The sequence below is a fragment of the Pseudomonas alkylphenolica genome (assembly GCF_004025535.1).
In the GTDB taxonomy this organism is placed as follows: domain Bacteria; phylum Pseudomonadota; class Gammaproteobacteria; order Pseudomonadales; family Pseudomonadaceae; genus Aquipseudomonas; species Aquipseudomonas alkylphenolica_A.
Genome location: NZ_QJRG01000048.1, coordinates 516,745 through 537,163, shown reverse-complemented (window position 1 = coordinate 537,163; position 20,419 = coordinate 516,745). Strand labels below are relative to the sequence as shown.

General features: G+C 63.4%; 17 protein-coding genes. 9 read left to right on the top strand and 8 right to left on the bottom strand.

All coding sequences use genetic code 11. The features are described from left to right. Positions 1-97: 97 nt before the first annotated feature. Positions 98-715 (bottom strand): LysE family translocator, encoded by a 618-nt coding sequence (locus DM813_RS22945; RefSeq protein ID WP_128325688.1) that lies wholly within the window; start codon positions 713-715, stop codon positions 98-100. Between the two features lie 111 nt (positions 716-826). Here DM813_RS22945 and DM813_RS22940 point away from each other — a divergent pair, with 111 nt between their 5' ends. Next, positions 827-1,747, top strand: a complete 921-nt coding sequence (locus tag DM813_RS22940; RefSeq protein WP_128325687.1) for a LysR substrate-binding domain-containing protein — start codon at positions 827-829, stop codon at positions 1,745-1,747. Here DM813_RS22940 and DM813_RS22935 read toward each other — a convergent pair. Continuing rightward, positions 1,744-2,658 carry a LysR family transcriptional regulator gene (locus DM813_RS22935; protein WP_128325686.1) on the bottom strand — a complete coding sequence of 305 codons (915 nt, stop codon included), beginning with the start codon at positions 2,656-2,658 and terminating at the stop codon, positions 1,744-1,746. The genes DM813_RS22940 and DM813_RS22935 overlap by 4 nt on opposite strands. Before the next feature lie 114 nt (positions 2,659-2,772). Here DM813_RS22935 and DM813_RS22930 point away from each other — a divergent pair, with 114 nt between their 5' ends. Both DM813_RS22930 and DM813_RS22925 read left to right on the top strand, forming a co-directional pair. Continuing rightward, a complete protein-coding gene (locus DM813_RS22930; RefSeq protein ID WP_128325685.1) occupies positions 2,773-3,990 on the top strand; it encodes an MFS transporter in 1,218 nt (405 codons plus the stop codon). A 42-nt stretch (positions 3,991-4,032) separates the two neighbouring features. After that, a complete protein-coding gene (locus DM813_RS22925; protein ID WP_128325684.1) occupies positions 4,033-6,393 on the top strand; it encodes a DNA polymerase II in 2,361 nt (786 codons plus the stop codon). 210 nt (positions 6,394-6,603) lie between these two features. On the opposite strand, the gene DM813_RS22920 is transcribed toward DM813_RS22925, so the two are convergent. Continuing rightward, positions 6,604-7,086: a GNAT family N-acetyltransferase gene (locus DM813_RS22920; protein WP_128325683.1), complete on the bottom strand. Its 483-nt coding sequence runs from the start codon at positions 7,084-7,086 to the stop codon at positions 6,604-6,606. Positions 7,087-7,169: 83 nt separating this feature from the next. Here DM813_RS22920 and tam point away from each other — a divergent pair, with 83 nt between their 5' ends. After that, the gene (tam, locus tag DM813_RS22915) at positions 7,170-7,934 is read left to right on the top strand and encodes a trans-aconitate 2-methyltransferase (RefSeq protein ID WP_128325682.1); all 765 of its coding nucleotides are present in this window, start codon (positions 7,170-7,172) and stop codon (positions 7,932-7,934) included. On the opposite strand, the gene DM813_RS22910 is transcribed toward tam, so the two are convergent. Genes DM813_RS22910 through hydA form a run of 4 tightly spaced genes read right to left on the bottom strand, consistent with a single transcriptional unit; the run spans position 7,915 to position 12,462 of the window. Beyond that, the gene (locus DM813_RS22910; RefSeq protein ID WP_128325681.1) at positions 7,915-8,280 is read right to left on the bottom strand and encodes a DUF2784 domain-containing protein; all 366 of its coding nucleotides are present in this window, start codon (positions 8,278-8,280) and stop codon (positions 7,915-7,917) included. The genes tam and DM813_RS22910 overlap by 20 nt on opposite strands. A 42-nt stretch (positions 8,281-8,322) precedes the next feature. Further along, positions 8,323-9,600 (bottom strand): NAD-dependent dihydropyrimidine dehydrogenase subunit PreA, encoded by a 1,278-nt coding sequence (preA, locus tag DM813_RS22905; protein ID WP_206617425.1) that lies wholly within the window; start codon positions 9,598-9,600, stop codon positions 8,323-8,325. Continuing rightward, positions 9,597-10,964 carry an NAD(P)-dependent oxidoreductase gene (locus DM813_RS22900; protein ID WP_128325679.1) on the bottom strand — a complete coding sequence of 456 codons (1,368 nt, stop codon included), beginning with the start codon at positions 10,962-10,964 and terminating at the stop codon, positions 9,597-9,599. Before DM813_RS22900 ends, preA begins: the two co-directional genes overlap by 4 nt. A gap of 52 nt (positions 10,965-11,016) precedes the next feature. Further along, positions 11,017-12,462, bottom strand: a complete 1,446-nt coding sequence (gene hydA / locus DM813_RS22895) for a dihydropyrimidinase (RefSeq protein WP_128325678.1) — start codon at positions 12,460-12,462, stop codon at positions 11,017-11,019. Between the two features lie 324 nt (positions 12,463-12,786). Between hydA and DM813_RS22890 the strand changes: the two genes are divergently transcribed. Then, positions 12,787-14,274 carry an NCS1 family nucleobase:cation symporter-1 gene (locus DM813_RS22890; RefSeq protein ID WP_128325677.1) on the top strand — a complete coding sequence of 496 codons (1,488 nt, stop codon included), beginning with the start codon at positions 12,787-12,789 and terminating at the stop codon, positions 14,272-14,274. Between the two features lie 45 nt (positions 14,275-14,319). Beyond that, complete coding sequence (locus DM813_RS22885; RefSeq protein WP_128325676.1) at positions 14,320-15,603, top strand: Zn-dependent hydrolase; 1,284 nt, start codon at positions 14,320-14,322, stop codon at positions 15,601-15,603. 116 nt (positions 15,604-15,719) lie between these two features. Here DM813_RS22885 and DM813_RS22880 read toward each other — a convergent pair whose 3' ends face one another. Further along, the gene (locus tag DM813_RS22880) at positions 15,720-16,589 is read right to left on the bottom strand and encodes a LysR family transcriptional regulator (protein WP_128325675.1); all 870 of its coding nucleotides are present in this window, start codon (positions 16,587-16,589) and stop codon (positions 15,720-15,722) included. 279 nt (positions 16,590-16,868) lie between these two features. Here DM813_RS22880 and DM813_RS22875 point away from each other — a divergent pair, with 279 nt between their 5' ends. The 3 genes from DM813_RS22875 (at position 16,869) to DM813_RS22865 (ending at position 20,398) form a co-directional block, all read left to right on the top strand. Further along, the gene (locus DM813_RS22875; RefSeq protein WP_128325674.1) at positions 16,869-18,185 is read left to right on the top strand and encodes an MFS transporter; all 1,317 of its coding nucleotides are present in this window, start codon (positions 16,869-16,871) and stop codon (positions 18,183-18,185) included. A gap of 19 nt (positions 18,186-18,204) precedes the next feature. Beyond that, on the top strand, positions 18,205-19,596 hold the full coding sequence (locus tag DM813_RS22870; RefSeq protein WP_128325673.1) for an FAD-dependent oxidoreductase: 1,392 nt from the start codon (positions 18,205-18,207) through the stop codon (positions 19,594-19,596). 94 nt (positions 19,597-19,690) lie between these two features. Continuing rightward, the gene (locus tag DM813_RS22865) at positions 19,691-20,398 is read left to right on the top strand and encodes a YebC/PmpR family DNA-binding transcriptional regulator (protein ID WP_128325672.1); all 708 of its coding nucleotides are present in this window, start codon (positions 19,691-19,693) and stop codon (positions 20,396-20,398) included. Positions 20,399-20,419: the final 21 nt, after the last annotated feature.

Sequence of the window (20,419 nt, the reverse complement as noted above, 5' to 3'; positions counted from 1 at the left end):
TCAGGTTTCAATCCGACTGTCCATAGTGGGGTTCGAAGGGGCCTGGGTAGGGCGTGCATTTTAACCCGTGAGGCCCGGCACCGAAAGCCGCGTGGTATCAGTTCCAGAATGCGCTGAGATTGTAGAACAGGCCCATGACTGCAATCACTAGCAACGCGACGCCGCTGGTCAGGCTGATCAGGCGGTGTTGGCGTGGTGTGGCCAGCTTGAGGGTAATGAGGATGTACAGGCCCAGAATGGTCATATCGATGACGATCCACACCAGTGACAGCAACAACAGACTGTGGCGGGTGTCGGCAGTCACCTGAATGAACTGGGGGAAGAACGCCACGAAGAACAGAATGTCTTTCGGGTTCGACAGCCCCACGACCAGCCCCTTGCAGAAGCCGCCCGGTCGAGTTGCAGCCAGCTCATCGCAGCGGGCGCTGGTCAGCGCCTGACGTACCGTAGTAATCCCCAGGTAACCAATGAACAGGCACCCCAGCAAGCTCAAGGCGGACAGCACGTGCGGCGCGATGACCTTGCTGGTCAGGATCACACTGGCGGCGAGCACAATCAGCATCAGTGACGCGCCGTTGGTGCCCAGGGCGGTGAGCATGGCTTGCCTTGGCCCGACGCGGGCCGCGGTATTGATGACCAGCGCCACGACGGGGCCTGGGGTCGCAATCAACAGAAAAACGGTGAACGCATAGGTCAGCAGCAGGGCAGAGTTCATCGGTCGCTCAGGGTTTAAAAGGGAAGCTCGGCATTCTCGGCACCCGGTGAAACCTTGTAAAAGGCGTGTTGTTATGGCCTGCTATTAGTTTTACTCATGATCGGGGCGAGCATGTCCGAACGTATTCCGGCCCTGCAGGCCCTGCGGGCATTTGAAGTGACCGCACGGTACGGCTCTTTTACCCGTGCGGCGCAGGAGCTGGCCCTGACGCAAGGCGCGATCAGCCATCACATCAAGACGCTGGAAGGCGTGTTCGACTGTGCACTGTTCGAACGTCGCGGCCCGAAGATCACCCTGACCGAACCGGGGCGGCTACTGGCCCAGGAGCTCAAGGTTGGATTCAAAATCATCGAAAATGCCTGCGGGCTGCTCAAACAGGATCGCAACGCCATACGCCTGAAGGCGCCTTCGACCCTCACCGTACGCTGGCTGCTGAAGGTACTCGAGCAATTCCGCCAGCACGATGCACATAGCCGGGTGCAGCTCTCCAGCGTATGGATGGATATCGACCATGTCGATTTCTACAGCGAACCGTTCGAGGCTGCGATTCTACTGTCTGACGGGCGTTTCGCCGCTGAAACCGACAGCCTCAAACTGTTTGATGAGTGGTTGGTGCCGGTGTGCAGCCCCGACCACCTGGCAGTGACGGCACAGGGCCTCGACGCCTTGAACCGCTGTGAGCTGCTGCACCCGTCTGCCGACCGCCGTGACTGGCGACGCTGGCTAACCAGGCTGGGGGCCGGGCAGGTAGCGATCGACCGTGGCCAGTTATTCGACACCCTCGACCAGGGCATCAGTGCTGCACAACAGGGCGCGGGCATTGCCGTGGTCGATTTGCTGCTGGCCCAGGGCGAGCTCGACAGCGGCCGGCTGGTGCTGCCGTTCCCCCAGGCCGTGGCCACCGCAGAGGGTTACTACCTGACCTGGCCGAGGTCCAGTCCCCAGGCCCGAAAGGTGCAGGCACTGGGTGAATTTCTGCTGGCCCGGGCGCCACGACCGCCGTTGCACGGGGTCGATTATTTGTATGACTAATAGCCGGGTGGGGTGTCGCGCTCAGGCTCGGTGAACACCCGCTCAGCCATGAAGTCGATGAACACCCGCAAGCGTGGCGGTATCTGCCGACCGGATGGCCACAGCAGGTAGAAGCTGCCGCATCGCTCCAGATAGTCGTCAAGCACGGTGACCAGCTCGCCCTTGGCCAATTGCTGGCGCACGGCGAAGTCCGGCAGGCAGGTGATGCCACGGTCGCGCATGGCAAAGCAGACCCGGGTTTCGACATGGTTGCAGACCATCGACACCGGGATTTCATAGTCGCGCTCGGGCTGTTCGCGACGTAACGGCCAGCGCTCGAGCTTGCCACTGCTGGGGAACCGGTAATGCAGGCAGGTGTGCCGGGTCAGGTCGTCTGGGTGCAGCGGGGTGCCGCAGCGTTGCAGGTAGCCGGGCGATGCCACCAGCAGGTGGTGGAAGTGGCCGAGGAATTTCGCCTTCAGGCGCGAGTCCGAGGGCGTACCGCCGCGCATCACCACATCGAAACCTTCGCCGACGATATCGACCATGCGATCGCTGAAGTCCAGGTCCAGTTCTACCTCGGGATACAGCGCCATGAATTCGCTCAAGGCCGGCATCACCAGTGCCGTGACTTGCGGCAGGCTCACCCGCAGGCGGCCACGCGGCGTTTCGTTGGACTGCGACATCTCCAGTTCGGTGGCTTCGATTTCGGCCAGGATGCGCCGGCTGCGCTCGAGAAACACCATGCCTTCGGCGGTGAGGGTAATGCTGCGCGTGCTGCGGTGAAACAGGCGTACGCCCAGGCGTGCTTCCAGACGCGCAACGCGCTTGCCAATGGCCGAGGCACTGACCCCCAGCGACTGGGCGGCCGCGACGAAGCTGCGGGTTTCGGCTACCCGCACGAACACCACAAAACCACTGAGGCTATCCACCTGATACTCCTATTGCGGACATCGATGTCCTGGATGTGCGGAATACTACCCGTCTTTTTCCGCAGTTGCCGCCGCCGGTAAGGTTGTCCCGGTCTTTTATCCAGGAGTTTCACCATGACTCAGATGAGTTGCACAGCCGATGCCCGATCGGCGCCCGACGTTATTGAACCGCCGTTACCGCTCAGCGGCTTGTTGGCCCTGGCCATGACCGGCTTCATTGCCATTCTCAGCGAAACCTTGCCCGCCGGGCTGCTGGCGCAGATCTCGGCAGGCATGCAGATCAGTGAGGCCATGAGCGGGCAGCTGGTGACGGTGTATGCCCTGGGCTCATTGCTGACCGCCATTCCGCTGGTGACCCTGACGCAGGGCTGGCGCCGGCGTCCGGTGCTGTTGCTGGCGATTATTGGCTTTTTGCTGTTCAACACCCTGACCGCGCTGTCGCACTCGTATGCGCTGACGCTGCTGGCACGCTTCATGACCGGCGTCGCCGCCGGGCTCGCCTGGGGCGTGATTGCCGGGCACGCGCGGCGCATGGTCAGCCCCGCGCAGCAAGGGCGGGCGATGGCGGTGGCGATGATTGGCGCGCCGGTGGCGCTGTCACTCGGGGTGCCCGCTGGTACCTGGCTGGGGGAGCTGATCGGCTGGCGGATGACCTTTGCCCTGGTGTCGGTTGCCACCCTGGGCCTGGTGGTCTGGGTGCTGTGCCGGGTGCCGGACTTTGACGGCCACGAGCCCGGCCAGCGCCCGGGTGTTGTCCAGGTGCTGCGCACGCCCGGGGTGCTGGCGGTGCTGCTGGTGATTTTCACCTGGGTGCTGGCCCATAACGTGCTGTACACCTACATCGTGCCGTTCCTCGCGGCAGCGGGGCTGGCGGCCAGTACCAGCCTGGTGCTGCTGACGTTCGGCATCGCGGCCCTGGCCGGTATCGCCCTGGTCGGCGCCTGGGTTGACCGCCATCTGCGCAGGCTGGTGCTGTTAAGCCTGGCTGGCTTTGCCCTGGTGGCGCTGGTGCTGGGGTTTGTCGGCCAGTCGCCAGCGCTGGTGTTTGCCAGCGTCGCGCTGTGGGGGTTGACGTATGGCGGTGCACCGACCTTGCTGCAAACCGCCAGTGCCGATGCGGCCGGAGAGGGCGCCGATGTCGCTCAGTCGATGATCGTGACGGTGTGGAACCTGGCCATCGCGGCCGGCGGTGTGCTTGGCGGCCTGTTGCTGACGCAGTGGGGCGTGGGCAGTTTCACCTGGGTGCTGTTGCTGTTGATCGGCCTGGCCTTGTTGATTGCCACTCGCGCTCACCGTCATGGCTTTGCGCCGGGCGCGCGGGTGGCCGGCTAAGGTAGAATCGCGGTTCAGACAGTTTGTTTCGAGGTTGCAGCGGTGGAGTTACAGCAGGGCTTCGTCCTGACCCGGCATTGGCGTGACACCCCGGCAGGCACCTGTGTCGAGTTCTGGCTGGCCACCGATCAGGGCCCACGTCGTCTGCGCTTGCCGTTGCAGACCTCGGTGGCGTTCATTCCCGCTGCCCACCGCCAGCAAGCCCAGGCGGTACTGAGCAGTGAGCGCGGGGTCGAGTTACGGCCCCTTGAACTGCGTGACTTCGAACAACGGCCAGTGCTGGGCCTGTACTGCCGCCAGCATCGCCAGCTGATCCAGCTGGAGAAGCGTTTGCGCGCCGCCGGGGTGCAGGTGTACGAGGCCGACGTGCGGCCGCCGGAGCGCTACCTGATGGAGCGCTTTATCACCGCCCCGGTCAGCTTCAGTGGCACTGTGGATGAACACGGGGTGCTGCAGGAGGCTCAACTCAAGCCTGCGCCTGACTATCGCCCGACACTCAAGCTGGTTTCGCTGGATATTGAAACCACTGAGCGCGGCGAGCTCTATTCGATTGCCCTGGAGGGCTGTGGGCAGCGCCAGGTGTATATGCTCGGCCCGGCCAACGGTGACGCCCGAGGCCTGGATTTCGACCTTGAGTATTGCGACAGCCGTGCGCAGCTACTGGAACGCTTGAACCAGTGGCTGGCCCGGCATGACCCGGACGCGATCATTGGCTGGAACCTGGTGCAGTTCGACCTGCGCGTACTGCAGGCGCATGCCGAGCAACTCAAAGTGCCGCTGCGCCTGGGGCGCGAGGGCGAAGCGATGGAGTGGCGCGAGCACGGCAGCCGCACGCATTTCTTTGCCGGCGCCAGTGGACGGCTGATCATCGACGGCATCGAGGCATTGCGCTCGGCGACCTGGAGCTTCCCGTCCTTCAGCCTGGAAAACGTTGCCCAGACCCTGCTGGGCGAGGGCAAGGCGATCGACACTCCGTACCAGCGCATGGACGAAATCAACCGCATGTTCGCCGAGGACAAACCGGCCCTGGCCCGTTACAACCTCAAGGATTGCGAACTGGTCACGCGTATTTTCGCCAAGACCGAACTGCTGACCTTCCTGCTCGAGCGTGCCACCGTCACCGGCTTGCCCGCCGACCGCAGCGGCGGTTCGGTGGCAGCGTTCTGCCATTTGTACATGCCGCTGATGCACCGCCAGGGCTTTGTCGCGCCGAACCAGGGCGAGCGCCCCGAGGAAGCCAGCCCGGGTGGTTTTGTCATGGACTCACGCCCCGGTTTGTACGAATCGGTGCTGGTGCTGGACTACAAAAGCCTGTATCCGTCGATCATCCGTACCTTCCTCATCGACCCGCTGGGTCTGGTCGAAGGTTTGCGTGAGCCGGGCGATGCGGCCTCGGTACCGGGCTTTCGCGGTGCGCGCTTTTCCAGGACCCAGCATTGCCTGCCGTCGATTGTCGAGCGGGTCTGGCAGGGACGCGAAACCGCCAAACGCGAGAAAAACGCCGCACTGTCCCAGGCCTTGAAGATCATCATGAACGCCTTTTACGGTGTGCTCGGTTCCAGCGGTTGCCGCTTTTTCGACCCGCGCCTGGCCTCGTCGATCACCATGCGCGGCCACGAGATCATGCGCCGCACCCGCGAGCTGATCGAGGCCCAGGGCTATACGGTGATCTACGGTGACACCGACTCCACGTTCGTCTGGCTCAAGAGTGCGCACAGTGAGGCTGACGCCGACGCGATAGGTCAGCGCCTGGTGCAGCAGGTCAACCAGTGGTGGCGCGAGCACCTGCGCGACACCTATGACCTGGACAGTGCCCTGGAGCTGCAATACGAAACTCATTACCAGCGCTTTCTGATGCCGACCATTCGCGGTGCCGAAGAGGGCAGCAAGAAGCGCTATGCCGGCCTGGTCCAGCGTAGCGACGGGCAGCAGGAAATGGTTTTCAAGGGGCTGGAGAGCGTGCGCACCGACTGGTCGCCACTGGCCCGGCAGTTCCAGCAGCAGCTGTACGAGCGGATATTTCGTCGGCAGCCGTATCAGGCTTACCTGCGCGACTATGTGCGCCAGACCCTGGCCGGTGAGCTGGATGAGCTGCTCATCTACCGCAAGCGCTTGCGCCGACCACTGGCCGACTACCAGCGCAATGTGCCGCCGCATGTGCGTGCGGCGCGCCTGGCCGACGACTTCAACCAGCGCCACGGGCGTCCGCGGCAGTACCAGAATGGCGGCTGGATCAGTTACGTGATCACCGTATCGGGGCCAGAGCCATTGGAGGCCCGGCACTCGGCCATCGACTATGACCACTACCTGACCCGGCAGTTGCAGCCGGTGGCCGATGCCATCCTGCCGTTCGTGCAGGATGATTTCTCTGCATTGATCGATCGGCAGTTGGGGTTGTTCTGAGCGAGCGCTTCGCGCTCGATCGCGGGTAAACCCGCTCCCACAGGTTCGGCAGGGCTTCTGAAAACTGTGGTGTACCTGTGGGAGCGGGCTTGCCCGCGAAGAGGCCGCTACAGATAGCGGAAATTTCAGGGAGGCTGAACAATGACAGCAGACGCCCCCATTTCACCGTCGGCAAGACAACATTTTTCCAGGGTAAACTTCCTGGGAGCCTCAGCCAGGGTTGGCAAAGGCTTTCAAGGTGTCACCTTCAAGCCGGTAACGCACCCACTCGTCCTGCGGCGCCGCGCCTATCGAACGATAGAACTGAATGGCCGGCTCGTTCCAGTCCAGCACGCTCCATTCCAGGCGCCCGCAGCCGTTCTCGCAGGCTTCGACGGCGATGTGGCGCAGCAACTGTTTGCCGGCACCGCTGCCGCGCTGTTCAGGCGTGATGTACAGGTCTTCAAGATAAATGCCGTTGCGCCCCAGCCAGGTCGAGTAGCTGTAGAAGTAAACGGCGTAGCCAATGGCCTGGCCATCCCGTTCGCAGATCAGGCTCGACGCTTTGGCGCCCTCATCGAACAGCGTGCGCTGAATGTCTTCGAGCGAGGCAATCACTTCGTGGCGGGCGCGCTCGTACTCGGCAAGCTCGGTGATGAACGCGAGAATCTGGGCTGCGTCGTCGCGTCGGGCAGGGCGGATATGCAAGGCCATGAGGGGCTTCCGGCAAGGGGTAGAGGGTGCTTATAGTAACCATGCTAGCCCCCGACGTCCCCACTGCCACACAAGGACCCGCCATGACCTGGTCAGCGACGCAGTACAGCACCTTCGAAAACGAACGCACGCGGCCGGTGCGCGATCTGCTCGCGGCGTTGCCGCAGCGCTCGGTCGCTACAGCCATCGACCTTGGGTGTGGCCCGGGCAACTCGACCCAGGTGCTGCTCGAACGGTATCCCGATGCGCGAATCACCGGTCTTGACAGTTCCGACGATATGCTCGATGCAGCACGCCAGCGCTTGCCAACGGTGTCGTTCGAGCAGGGCGACATTGGAACCTGGGCGGCGTCTGACGGTGTTGACGTCATCCTCGCCAATGCCTCGCTGCAGTGGCTACCGGAACATGACGTGCTGTACCCGCATCTGGCCATGCAGCTCAAGGCCGACGGCCTGCTGGCCATCCAGACCCCGGACAACCTCGACGAACCGGCCCATCGTGCGGCGCGCGAGATCGCCAGCGAAGGCCCCTGGGCCGGCAAGATCGGTGCGGTCAAGCACCCGCCACGGCACAGCGCCAGCTTCTACTACGATGTGCTCAGCCCCCATTGCCAGCAGGTCGACGTCTGGCGTACGACCTATTACCACCCGCTGACGGGCGGCGCCCAGGCGGTGGTGGAATGGTTCAAGGGCTCGGCGCTGCGTCCCTACCTTGCCGCCCTGGATGACGATGAGCAGGCGGCCTTCCTGCAGCGCTACCTGCAGGCCATGGAGCAGGCGTACCCGCGGGCGGCCGATGGTCGCGTGCTGTTGCCGTTCCCGCGGATGTTCATCGTCGCCTCGCGCTGACGATTACCCACAGGTAGACGGCCAGGTTGATCAGCACCACACAGGTGCCAAGCACCAGCTGGATGTTCGGTGTCAGGCCGGTCGGGTAGATGATTGGCCAGATGTAATGCTCGACGAAGCCACCTGGATAGCCCGCCCGGCCCGACGCCTGGCGCAGGCTGTTTTCCCAGGTGGTGAGCGGGCAGGGCAGGTGCAGGAATTCCACGGCGACGCCCCAGCACAAGGCGGGCAGGTGCCAGTACCACGCCGTGCGCCATTTGAGTACCAGCAAGCCACCAAACAGCACGTACAGAATGAACAGCAAGTGCAGCAGCACCAAGCCATCCGCACCAAGGCGATACAACATGACGATGGCTTCCTCGATCTGTCGGGCGACGCGCTGATCCTATCAAGAAGCTTCGCGGTAGGGGTTACGTGGATCGTGCAGCCAGTCGAGAAACGGCTTGCCGGTGTCCTGCGGCACCATCTCGATGCAGTCCTGGACCGGGCAGGTGATCTGGCACAGATTGCAGCCCACGCATTCGGCGTCGATTACCTCGTAGCGGTGGCTGCCGTCGGCCTGCCGGAGGTTGGCGATGGCCTGGTGCGAGGTGTCTTCACAGGCGATGTGGCAGCGGCCACAGCCAATGCAGGCGTCCTGATCGATCCGCGCGATGACCTGATAGTTGATATCCAGGTACTTCCAGTCAGTGGTATGGCTGACGGCGCGGCCGCTGAAGTCGGCAATGCTGCGGTAGCCCTGACTGTCCATCCAGCGCGACAGGCCGTCTTTCATGTCTTCGACAATGCGAAAGCCATGCAGCATGGCCGCGGTGCATACCTGTACCGCGCCGCTGCCCAGGGCGATGAACTCGGCGGCGTCGCGCCAGCTGCCGATGCCGCCGATACCGCAGATCGGCAGGCCACGGGTGGCCGGGTCGCGGGCAATCTCGGCGACCATGTTCAGGGCAATGGGTTTTACCGCCGAGCCGCAGTAGCCGCCGTGGGTGCTCATGTCGCCGACAATCGGCAGGGCGATCATGCGGTCGAGGTCGACGCTGGTGATCGAGTTGATGGTGTTGATCAGCGACACGGCATCGGCGCCGCCACGATGGGCGGCACGGGCCGACTGGCGGATGTCGGTGATGTTGGGGGTGAGTTTGACGATTACCGGCAGCGAGCAATAGGTTTTGCACCAGCGCGTGACCTGCTCGACATACTCCGGCACCTGGCCGACCGCCGCGCCCATGCCGCGTTCGGGCATGCCGTGCGGGCAGCCGAAGTTCAGCTCGATGCCGTCGGCGCCGGTGGCCTCGACCAGCGGCAGGATGGCTTTCCATGACTCCTCGACACACGGCACCATCAGCGACACGATCAGCGCGCGGTCGGGCCAGTCTTTCTTGACCTGGGTGATCTCGCGCAGGTTGATCTCCAGCGAGCGGTCGGTAATCAGCTCGATGTTGTTGATGCCCATGACCTCGCGGTTGACCCCGTAGTGGGCCGAGTAGCGCGACGACACGTTGACGGCGGCCGGGTCTTCGCCCAGGGTCTTCCAGACCACGCCGCCCCAGCCCGCCTCGAAGGCGCGCACCACGTTGTAGGCTTTGTCGGTCGGCGGCGCGGAGGCCAGCCAGAACGGGTTGGGGGCCTTGATGCCAGCGAATTCAATCGACAGGTCAGCCATTATGCAGCCTCCACATTGAGCATCAGTTGGGCATGGATGGCCTCGGCGGCCAGCTTGCCGTGCTGCACGGCCTGAACGGTGAGGTCCTGGCCCAGGTGGGTACAGTCGCCCCCGGCGTATACGCCGGGCAGGCTGGTGCGCATGTGCTCGTCAACGCGGATGCGATCGCCTTCGCGCGCCAGGGTCTGGGCGTTGTGGTCACTCAGGGCCTGCTCATCGAAGGTCTGGCCAATGGCTTTGAAGATGGCGTCGGCAGCCAGTTCGAAGGTTTCTCCTGTGGTCTGCAGGCGACCGTCGATCATCTGTGTGCGGGCAAAGCGCATGCCGCGTACCCGGCCTTGGTCGTCGAGCAATACCTGTTCCGGTTGTGCCCAGGTCAGCAGGCGCACCTGGTGCTCCTTGGCGATGTGCTGTTCGTGTTCGGTGGCGCCCATGTCCTCGATGCCGCGGCGGTACACCAGGTTGACGTCCTGGGCGCCAAGCCGGGCCATCTGCACGGCCATGTCGATGGCGGTGTTGCCCGCACCGAGGACGATGCTGCGATTGGCCAGGGGCAGGCGATTGAGGTCTTCGGCCTGTCGCAGCTCGCAGATGTAGTCGGTGGCCGCCAGCACGCCCGGGGCGTACTCGTTGGCCAGGCCCAACTGGCGGCTGGCGTTCAAGCCCAGACCGAGGAACACCGCGTCGAACTGTTGTTGCAGCTCGCCCAGGCTGAGGTTCTCGCCCAGGACCTGACCATGGCGCACCTCGATGCCGCCGATCTGCAGGACGAAATCGACCTCGCGCTGGGCGAAGTCGTCGACCACTTTGTACTTGGCGATGCCGTACTCGTTGAGGCCGCCGGCCTTGGGGCGGGCCTCGAAGATCACCACGTCGTGGCCATGCCAGGCCAGGCGGTGGGCACACGACAGACCGGCCGGCCCGGCACCGACCACGGCAATGCGCTTGCCGCTGCTGGCGGCGCGCTGGAAGGGGTGGGCGTCGAACTCGGCGTGGTCCACGGCATAGCGTTGCAGCAGGCCGATCAGCACCGGGGCACATTCCTGGTGATTGTTGCGCACGCAGGCCTGCTGGCACAGGATCTCGGTCGGGCAGACCCGGGCGCAGCTGCCGCCGAGAATGTTGGCCGAGAGGATTTTCTCGGCTGCGCCCTGAACGTTTTCCTGGTGGATATTGCGGATGAACGAGGGAATGTCGATGTCGCTGGGGCAGGCGTTGACGCAGGGCGCGTCGTAGCAGTACAGGCAACGTGAAGCTTCCACGGCGGCCTGACGGGCGGTGAGGGGTGGGGCCAGGTCGCTGAAATGGTCGGCGAGGGTGGCGTTGTCACTGGACGGTCGGGGGAGGTGGTTGAGGGACTCGATCACGGTAGTTTCCTCTTTTCTTTTTGTTGTTCCGCCGGTTTTTGTAGGCGCGGCGCTAGCGCTTGACCGCAGTGGGCTGCGAATGCTCGGCGCGTTTGCTCAGCAGGTCGAACACCGCCGGGTACGCCGGGCGCTCGATGTACCGGCCGGCGCCACGCTCGGCGCGCAGGTCGCCGTTGGCCCAGACCAGCTTGCCCTGACTGATGGTGTGGCTGGGGATGCCGCGCACGGTCTTGCCTTCGAAGATGTTGAAGTCCACCTGCTGGTGGTGCGTGGCGGCGGAGATGGTCCGGGTGCCTTGCGGGTCCCAGAGCACCAGGTCGGCATCGGCGCCAACGCGCAGGGCACCTTTGCGCGGGAACAGGTTGAAGATCTTCGCGGTATTGGTCGACGTCAGTGCAACGAAGTCCTGCATCGACAGCTTGCCGCTGTTCACGCCCTCATCCCAGAGCACCGCCATGCGGTCTTCAATACCGGCCGTGCCGTTGGGGATGCGGCTGAAATCATCGCGGCCGGCGGCTTTCTGTTCGGCGCAGAAACAGCAGTGGTCGGTTGCGGTGGTGTGCAGGTTGCCCGACTGCAGGCCGTGCCACAGGACTTCCTGATGGCCGTCCTTGCGCGGCCGGAAGGGTGGACTCATGACATAACCCGCAGCGGTCTGCCAGTCGGGATGACGGTACACGCTGTCGTCCAGCAGCAGGTGGCCGGCCAGCACTTCACCGTACACCGGTTGCCCCTTGCCGCGGGCATAGCTGATTTCGTCCAGGGCTTCGCGGGTTGAAACGTGCACCAGGTACAGCGGCGTGCCCAGGGTTTCGGCAATGCGGATGGCGCGGCTGGCGGCCTCGCCCTCCACCTGCGAAGGGCGCGACAGCGGATGCGCTTCAGGGCCGTTGAGGCCCTGGGCCAGCAGCTTGCGTTGCAGGTGATAGACCAGCTCGCCGTTCTCGGCATGCACCGTGGGCACGGCACCCAGTTCAAGGCAGCGTTCGAAGCTGGCGACCAGGGTGTCGTCGGCAGCCATGATCGCGTTTTTGTAGGCCATGAAGTGCTTGAAACTGTTGATGCCGTGCAGGCGCACCAGCTCGCCCATCTCTTCACGGACCTGCTCGCTCCACCAGGTAATGGCCACGTGAAAGCCGTAGTCGGCGGCGGATTTCTCTGCCCAGCCGCGCCATTGGTGAAAGGCTTCGAGCAACGACTGCTGAGGGTTGGGGATGACGAAATCGATGATGGATGTAGTGCCGCCGGCCAGGCCCGCGGCGGTGCCGCTGAAGAAGTCTTCGCTGGCCACCGTGCCCATGAACGGCAACTGCATGTGGGTGTGAGGGTCGATGCCGCCGGGCATCAGGTACTGGCCGCTGCCGTCGAGGATTTCACAGTCGGTTGGAACGTCGAGGTCGGTGCCGATGGCCTTGATCACACCGTCGGCACACAGCACGTCGGCACGATAACTTTCCTCATGGGTAATCAGGGTGGCGCCACGAATCAAAAGCGTCATCAGATGCTCCTCGCAGGCTTGACCGGTTGTTACCGGCTCTAGGTTTTGTTCTTTTTGCAGCGTAGGTCAAAACCTGTCATCGCTGTCAGGAATTGAATCTAGTAGGGGTTGGGGAAATGGGCAAATAATTAATTTATAAGCATATATCGCTGTTATCTCATTGAAATTAAACGTTTTGTTGTTGTCTGGCGTCTTCAGATAAAACGACCAGTGGTCCTGTCGTTCTTGACAGGTTGTGGAAATGGTCAAGATTTCTCATGGGCAGCCGTGAATGCCCCCATGCCGTGCGAGTACCTCCAAAAACACAAAAACAGTGGAGTGGCCATGCAGCAGACCCGATCGCAAGTGCGTGAACGTGATGGCTTGTACGAACTCGACGCCGGTAGCGACGTCCTCGACAGCCCCCGCTACAACCATGACATCGCCCCGACCAAGGTGCAGGAGCGCACCTGGAACAAATGGCACATCACTGCACTGTGGGTCGGCATGTCGATCTGTGTGCCGACCTATACCCTGGGCGGGGTGCTGACCGCCTATTTCGGCCTGACAGTGGGTGAGGCGCTGCTGGCGATCCTGCTGGCCAACACCGTGGTGCTGATTCCGCTGACCCTCAATGCCTTTCCCGGCACCAAGTACGGCATTCCCTTTCCGGTGCTGCTGCGCTCCTCGTTCGGGATCATCGGCTCCAACGTGCCGTGCCTGATCCGCGCGCTGGTGGCCTGCGGCTGGTTTGGTATCCAGACGATGTTCGGCGGGCTGGCCATCCACCTGTTCCTTGGCTCGCTGTCGGCGGACTGGAAGGCACTGGGCGGCACCGGTGAGGTCATCGGCTTCATGTTGTTCTGGTGCCTGAACCTGTGGGTGGTGCTGCGCGGCGCCGAATCGATCAAATGGCTGGAAACCCTGTCGGCGCCGCTGCTGGTGCTGGTCGGTGCCGGGCTGCTGGTGTGGGCCTTGCCCAACGTCTCGATCAGCGAGCTGATGGCGCAGCCACCCAAACGCCCGGAAGGGGCAAGCGTCTATGGCTACTTCTTCGCCGGGCTGACGGCCATGGTCGGCTTCTGGGCCACCTTGTCGTTGAACATCCCGGACTTCAGCCGCTACGCGAAAAGCCAGAAAGACCAGATCCTCGGGCAGATTTTCGGCCTGCCACTGACCATGTTCCTGTTCGCCGCGCTGGGCGTGGTGCTGACTGCGGCCTCGGCCTCGCTGGTGGGGCAGACCGTATCAGACCCGGTGAGCCTGATCGGGCATATCCAGAGCCCGATGTGGGTCGCCCTGGCGATGGCGCTGATCATCATCGCCACTTTGTCGACCAACACGGCGGCGAACATCGTTTCGCCCACCAACGACTTCCAGAACCTGGCGCCGAAGTGGATCGGGCGGACCAAAGCGGTGCTGCTCACCGGTCTGGTCGGCCTGTTGCTGATGGGCCATGAACTGCTGAAAAAGCTCGGCTGGATTGTCAGCGACGTCAGCCTTGAAAGCGTCTATTCCAACTGGTTGCTGGGTTACTCCAGCCTGCTCGGGCCGATTGCCGGGATCATGGTGGTGGACTACTTCCTGCTGCGCAAACAGCGCCTGGACCTTGCCGGGCTTTACCGGGACGACGTCTACCCGGCCTGGAACGCCAGCGGCTTCATCGCCTTCGGGGTGCCGGTGGCGTTGACCCTGATGTCGCTGCACAGCCCGAGCTTCAGCTGGTTCTACGACTTCGGCTGGTTCACCGGCTCCGCCCTGGGCGGCCTGATTTACTACGGCCTCGGCCAACTCAAGGCGGCCCGCACCGCCAGTCTCAAACCCACCGTGTAGTCCTTATGGCCCGTAGAGGCCAGGCACGTGATGCAGGAGAACAGCATGAAAACAGCACAGGACGTTCTGCAGTCGACCCACGCCCACATCAACGGTGAGCGCTTGTGGCAGTCGCTGATGGCGCTGGCGCAACTGGGCGCCACGGTCAAGGGCGGGGTCTGTCGCCTGGCACTGACCGACCTGGACCGCCAGGCCCGTGACCTGTTCGTGAAATGGACCGAAGAGGCGGGGTGCAGCGTGAGTATCGATGGCGTGGGCAACATCTTCGCCCGCCGCCCCGGCCGTAACCCGCAATTGCCGCCGGTGATGACCGGCAGCCATATCGACACCCAGCCCACTGGCGGCAAGTTCGACGGCTGCTTTGGTGTACTGGCCGGGCTTGAGGTGATGCGCACCCTCAATGACCTCGATATCGAGACCGAGGCGCCGCTGGAAGTGGTGGTGTGGACCAACGAAGAGGGCTCGCGCTTTGCGCCGTGCATGATGGGCTCGGGGGTGTTTGCCGAAAAATTCACCCTCGAAGAGACCCTGGCCAAGACCGACGCCGAAGGCATCACCGTGGGGCAGGCGCTCAACGCCATTGGCTATGCCGGGCCCCGCGCCGTTAGCGGGCATCCGGTGGGGGCGTACTTCGAGGCGCACATCGAGCAGGGGCCGATACTAGAAGACCAGCACAAGACCATCGGTGTCGTGCTGGGGGCGCTGGGACAAAAGTGGTTCGACCTGACCTTGCGTGGCGTCGAGGCGCATGCCGGCCCGACCCCGATGCACCTGCGCAAGGACGCCCTGGTCGGTGCCAGTGCGGTGGTCGCCGCCGTCAACCGCGTGGCCCTGGAACACCAACCGCATGCCTGTGGCACGGTCGGTTGCCTGCAGGCCTACCCGGGGTCACGCAACGTGATACCCGGCGAGGTGCGCATGACCTTGGACTTCCGTCACCTGGAGCCGGCGCGGCTGAACTCGATGATTGCGCAGGTCAAGGATGTCATCAGCAGCACCTGCGAGCAGCATGGGTTGACGCCCACCCTGACGCCGACGGCGGATTTCCCGCCACTGTATTTCGACAAGGTCTGTGTCGAGGCGGTGCGCAGTGCTGCGCAGGGCTTGGGCCTGTCGCACATGGACATCGTCAGCGGCGCCGGGCATGACGCGATTTTCCTCGCTGAGCTGGGACCGGCCGGGATGATCTTCGTGCCGTGCGAAGGCGGTATCAGCCACAACGAAATCGAGAACGCCGCCCCCCAGGACCTGGCCGATGGTTGCGCGGTGCTGTTGCGGGCGATGCTGGCAGCTGCCCAGGCGGTGGCGCGGGGCAGGGAGGCTGCGTAGGAGCCAGCCAGCCCTTTCGCGGGTAAACCCGCTCCCACAGGGTAGTGTGCGGTATTTGTGGGAGCTGGCGGAGCCTGCGATCGAGCGCGCAGCGGTCGCAACGTCGCGACGCGGATTTACAGGCTGTCCTGCACCATCTGCAAGAACGTCGCGACCAGCCGCCGTGAACTCTGCTCGCGCAAGCACACCAGGGTTTCGGTCAGGCGTCGCTGGCAATCCACAATCGGCAACGCGCACACCCGGGCATCGGCGCCGAACTCGGCGGCCGATACCACCCCCACGCCAATGCCGACCACCACCGCCTCGCGCGCCGCTTCCCGGCCTTCGACCTGGATCGCCGGGCGAATGCGCAGGCCCGCGCGTTGCATCTCTTCTTCCAGGGTCTGGCGGGTCACCGACCCCGGTTCGCGCAGCACGATCGGCGTGTCATCCAGGTCGGCCAGGCTGATCGAGCCACGGCTGGCCCACGGGTGATTGTGGGAAACGAACGCCACCATCGGGTCGCTGCGCATCGGCACACAGAGCAGGCGCTCGTCATCCACATCGCGGCCCAGCAGGGCAAGGTCCGCCTGGTAGTTGAACAGCCGCACCAGCGACTCATCGGTGTTGCCGGTTTCAATCTTGACGCTGATCCCCGGGTACTGCTGGCAGAACTGCGCGATCTGCGGCAGCACATGCACCGGTGCGTCGACTGCCAGTACCAGGGTGCCGGTCTGCAGCGCACGGGAGTCCTGGAGCAGTTCGTGGGCTTCGGTTTCACAGGCGAACAGGCGTTGGGTGATACCCAGCAGTCGCTCGCCCAGATCGGTCAGTTGCACCGAACGTTTGTTGCGGTGAAACAGCAATACGCCGAAGCGCTCCTCGAGTTTGCGCACCTGATCGGAGATTGCCGGCTGGGTCAGGAACAGCCGTTCGGCGGCACGGGTGAAACTGCCGTGCAGGGCAACGGCGTGGAACGCTTTCAACTGAGCATGGGAAACCGACATCGCAGCACCTGTTACAAGCTGAGCTTATTTGTGTAATACGATAAATCGATTTTATTTATCAGTCAGTAATTGTTTCTATCTCATCCAGCCCACCGCGTCACGTGACGTGACTGGTGGGTCATGGACCTGGCTGACAAGGCATAACAATACCTGCATGCTCCAGATCCATCTGACCAGGTGACGGCCCCGACCGGCTGTCACGCAGTGCGCAACACAAGAACAAGACAGGCGTTTTTTCAAATTCTGCCGGCACACTCAAGCTCCGAGGTCAGGGTCACCATGAATAAATTCAGTGCAGATATCAAACGTTGGCGCGTGCAAATCTTTGCCATTACCTGGATTGCCTACGCCGCGTTCTACTTCACCCGCAAAGCCTTCTCGGTGGCCAAACTGGGCATCGGCGAAGACCCAAGCTTTACCCTCGACAAAATGGCCATGGCCAACCTCGACGCCATCTACCTGGCGGCCTACGCCGTGGGGCAATTCACCTGGGGCATGCTCGCCGACCGCTTTGGCCCGCGGGTCGTGGTGCTTGGCGGTCTGGTGATTTCCGCCGCTGCCGCCCTGGTGATGGGCAGTTACGCGACCTTCCCGATCTTTGCCACCTGCATGCTGGTGCAGGGGCTTGCGCAGTCCACAGGCTGGGCGGGGCTGTGCAAGAACATCGGTAGCTTCTTTCCTTCGTCCCAGCGCGGGCGGGTGCTGGGGCTGTGGAGTTCGTGCTATGCCTTCGGCGGCCTGGTTGCATCGCCGTTCGCCGGGTGGTGGGCCTATACCCTGATCGGCAGCTGGCACGCCGCGTTCTTTTCCAGTGCCGCGGTAGTAGCGCTGGTCGCGGTGCTGTTCTTCTTCCTGCAACGCAACAAGCCTGAAGACGTCGGCCTGCCGGCGGTGGAGCCGGAACCTGAAAGCATGGTGCCGGCGTCCAACCTGTGCAGCATCTGGGCGCCGCTGCGCGAGATCATGCGCAACCGTACGGTGCTGACCCTGGGCCTGGCCTACTTCATGCTCAAACCGGCGCGCTACGCCATTTTGCTTTGGGGGCCGGTGATTGTCTTCGAGCAGATGCCGTCGGTGGGCAAGGTGGGCGCGGCGATCATTCCGACCGCTTTCGAACTGGCCGGCCTGCTCGGCCCGATCATGATTGGCCTGGCCTCGGACAAACTCTTTGGCGCGCGGCGCATGCCGGCCTGCGTGATCAGCCTGCTGGTGCTCACGGTGGTGCTGGCACTGTTCATGGGCGCGATGCAGAGCGGCAGTGTGATGCTGGTGGTGGCCTTGCTGTTTGTCATGGGCCTGACCTTGTACGGCCCGGATTCGATGATCAGCGGTGCGGCAGCCATCGACTTCGGCACCGCCAAAGCCGGTGCCACGGCGGCCGGTTTCGTCAACGGCTGCGGTTCGGTGGGGGCGATTCTAGGCGGGCTGCTGCCAGGCTATTTCGATGGCGTCACGGTGTTCATCGTCTTTGCCGGTTGCGCCCTGTTCTCTGCGCTGGTGCTGATACCGCACTGGAACAGCCGTCCGGCGACGGCCGAGCATACCCCGGCAGTCGTACCCAACACCGCCATGGCCATCAAACCATTGCGTACCTGAGTATTACGAGGAACCGACCATGAGACCCTTCTGGCTGCAACAGGCGCTGGAACAGGAAGACGCGCCCGCATGCCCGCCCTTGCGCGCCGATAGCCGTTGCGACGTGTGTATTGTCGGTGGTGGCTACACCGGCCTGTGGACCGCGCTGATGCTCAAGGCGCAGAAACCGGCGCTGGATGTGGTGTTGATCGAAGCCGACATCTGCGGCGCCGGTGCCAGTGGGCGCAATGGCGGCTGCGCGTTGTCATGGTCGGCCAAGTACTTCACCCTCGAACGCCTGTTTGGCCGAGAGGAGGCGGTGCGCCTGGTCAAGGCCTCGGAGCAGAGCATCTATGCCATCGGTGATTTTTGCCGCGAACACGGTATCGATGCTGACTACCGGCTTGACGGTACCTTGTACACCGCCACCAACCGCGCCCAGGTGGGCGCCACGGACGGGGTGATTGCTGCCCTGGAGCGTCAGGGCATCAACTCGTTTCAGCGCCTGGCAGTCGACCAGGTGCAGCGCCTGGCGGGCTCGGCCAGGCACCTTGAAGGCTGGTTTTCGCCGGCGGCGGCCACGGTACAACCCGGTAAACTGGTGCGTGGCTTGCGCCGGGTGGCGCTGGAAAAAGGCGTGCGGATATTTGAAGGAACGGCCATGACCGGCCTGGAGGAGGGGCCGCAAGCGGTGGTGCAAACGAGCGGCGGCGCGATTCGCGCCGACCGCGTGGTGCTGGGCCTCAACGCCTGGATGGCGCGGGCCTTCCCGCAGTTCGAGCGCAGCGTGGCAATCGTCTCCAGCGACATGATCATTACCGAGCCACAACCCGAACTGTTGCAGCAAATTGGCTTGAGCAATGGCGTCAGCGTGCTGGATTCGCGGATTTTCGTGCATTACTACCACAACACCAGCGACGGTCGGCTGATGCTTGGCAAGGGTGGCAACACCTTTGCCTTTGGTGGGCGGATGTTGCCGGTATTCGACCAGCCTTCACCCTATGCGGCGCTGTTGCGTCGCAGCCTGGGCGAGTTCTTTCCGGAGTTGGCCCAGGCACCGGTGGCGGCGACCTGGAACGGTCCTTCGGACCGCTCGGTAACCGGCCTGCCGTTTTTCGGCCGGCTGGGCGAGCATGGCAACGTGTTCTATGGCTTTGGCTACTCGGGCAGCGGTGTCGGCCCTTGTCACATGGGCGGGCAGATCCTCTCGTCGCTGGCCCTGGGCCTGGACAATCCCTGGACGCGCTCGCCGCTGGTCAATGGCCCGCTGGGCTATTTTCCGCCGGAGCCGATCCGTTACCTGGGGTCGTTGATGGTGCGTAACGCCATTCGTCGCAAGGAACAGGCGGAGGACAATGGCCGCCGCCCGCGCCACCTCGACGTGCGCCTGGCGCGATTTGCCGCTGCCGCAGGCAAGGCCGACAAAGGCTGAAGGGTTTTTTTGTCGACGGCTTGCGTTGCGTATAAACTGCTCGCCACTTTGGCCGGTCGCTACCTGAACCGGCACCTGAAACAAGAGAGTCGAGATGGGCGCACAGTGGAAAGCCAAGCATAGAGAAACAGCCGCCAACGCCAAGGGCAAGATCATGGGCAAGCTGTCCAAGGAGATTCAGATCGCCGCGAAAGCCGGCGCTGACCCGGACATGAACCCGCGCCTGCGTCTTGCCGTGGAGCAGGCGAAAAAAGCCTCGATGACCCGTGAGACCCTGGAGCGGGCGATCCGCAAGGGTGCAGGGCTTGATGGCGATGCAGTGCAATACACCGCCGTGACCTATGAAGGCTACGCCCCGCATCAGGTGCCGCTGATCGTCGAGTGCCTGACCGACAACGTCAACCGTACCGTGGCGCAGATCCGCGTACTGTTCCGCAAGGGTCAGTTGGGTACTTCGGGTTCGGTGGCGTGGGATTTCAACCACGTCGGCCTGATTGAAGCCACGCCGAATACGCCGGACGCCGACCCGGAAGAGGCTGCGATCGAAGCGGGTGCGCAAGAGGTTGAAGAAGGCGAAGAAGAGGGCTCGACCCTGTTCATCACCGACACCACCGACCTCGATGCCGTGCAGAAAGCCCTGCCAGGCCAAGGCTTCACCGTGGTTTCGGCGAAAATCGGCTACACCCCGAAGAATCCGGTCAGCGGCCTGAACGATGAGCAGATGGCTGAGGTTGAAGCCTTCCTGCACGCCATCGATGACAATGATGACGTACAGAACGTGTACGTAGGTCTGGCGGGTTGATTCAAACCTCCATCGTCGGCA

Coding starts and splice junctions, on each gene's coding strand:
- DM813_RS22945 (WP_128325688.1), bottom strand. CDS start 715: ATGAACTCTGCCCTGCTGCTGACCTATGCGTTCACCGTTTTTCTGTTG.
- DM813_RS22940 (WP_128325687.1), top strand. CDS start 827: ATGTCCGAACGTATTCCGGCCCTGCAGGCCCTGCGGGCATTTGAAGTG.
- DM813_RS22930 (WP_128325685.1), top strand. CDS start 2,773: ATGACTCAGATGAGTTGCACAGCCGATGCCCGATCGGCGCCCGACGTT.
- DM813_RS22920 (WP_128325683.1), bottom strand. CDS start 7,086: ATGGCCTTGCATATCCGCCCTGCCCGACGCGACGACGCAGCCCAGATT.
- tam (WP_128325682.1), top strand. CDS start 7,170: ATGACCTGGTCAGCGACGCAGTACAGCACCTTCGAAAACGAACGCACG.
- DM813_RS22910 (WP_128325681.1), bottom strand. CDS start 8,280: ATGTTGTATCGCCTTGGTGCGGATGGCTTGGTGCTGCTGCACTTGCTG.
- hydA (WP_128325678.1), bottom strand. CDS start 12,462: ATGACGCTTTTGATTCGTGGCGCCACCCTGATTACCCATGAGGAAAGT.
- DM813_RS22890 (WP_128325677.1), top strand. CDS start 12,787: ATGCAGCAGACCCGATCGCAAGTGCGTGAACGTGATGGCTTGTACGAA.
- DM813_RS22885 (WP_128325676.1), top strand. CDS start 14,320: ATGAAAACAGCACAGGACGTTCTGCAGTCGACCCACGCCCACATCAAC.
- DM813_RS22880 (WP_128325675.1), bottom strand. CDS start 16,589: ATGTCGGTTTCCCATGCTCAGTTGAAAGCGTTCCACGCCGTTGCCCTG.
- DM813_RS22875 (WP_128325674.1), top strand. CDS start 16,869: ATGAATAAATTCAGTGCAGATATCAAACGTTGGCGCGTGCAAATCTTT.
- DM813_RS22870 (WP_128325673.1), top strand. CDS start 18,205: ATGAGACCCTTCTGGCTGCAACAGGCGCTGGAACAGGAAGACGCGCCC.
- DM813_RS22865 (WP_128325672.1), top strand. CDS start 19,691: ATGGGCGCACAGTGGAAAGCCAAGCATAGAGAAACAGCCGCCAACGCC.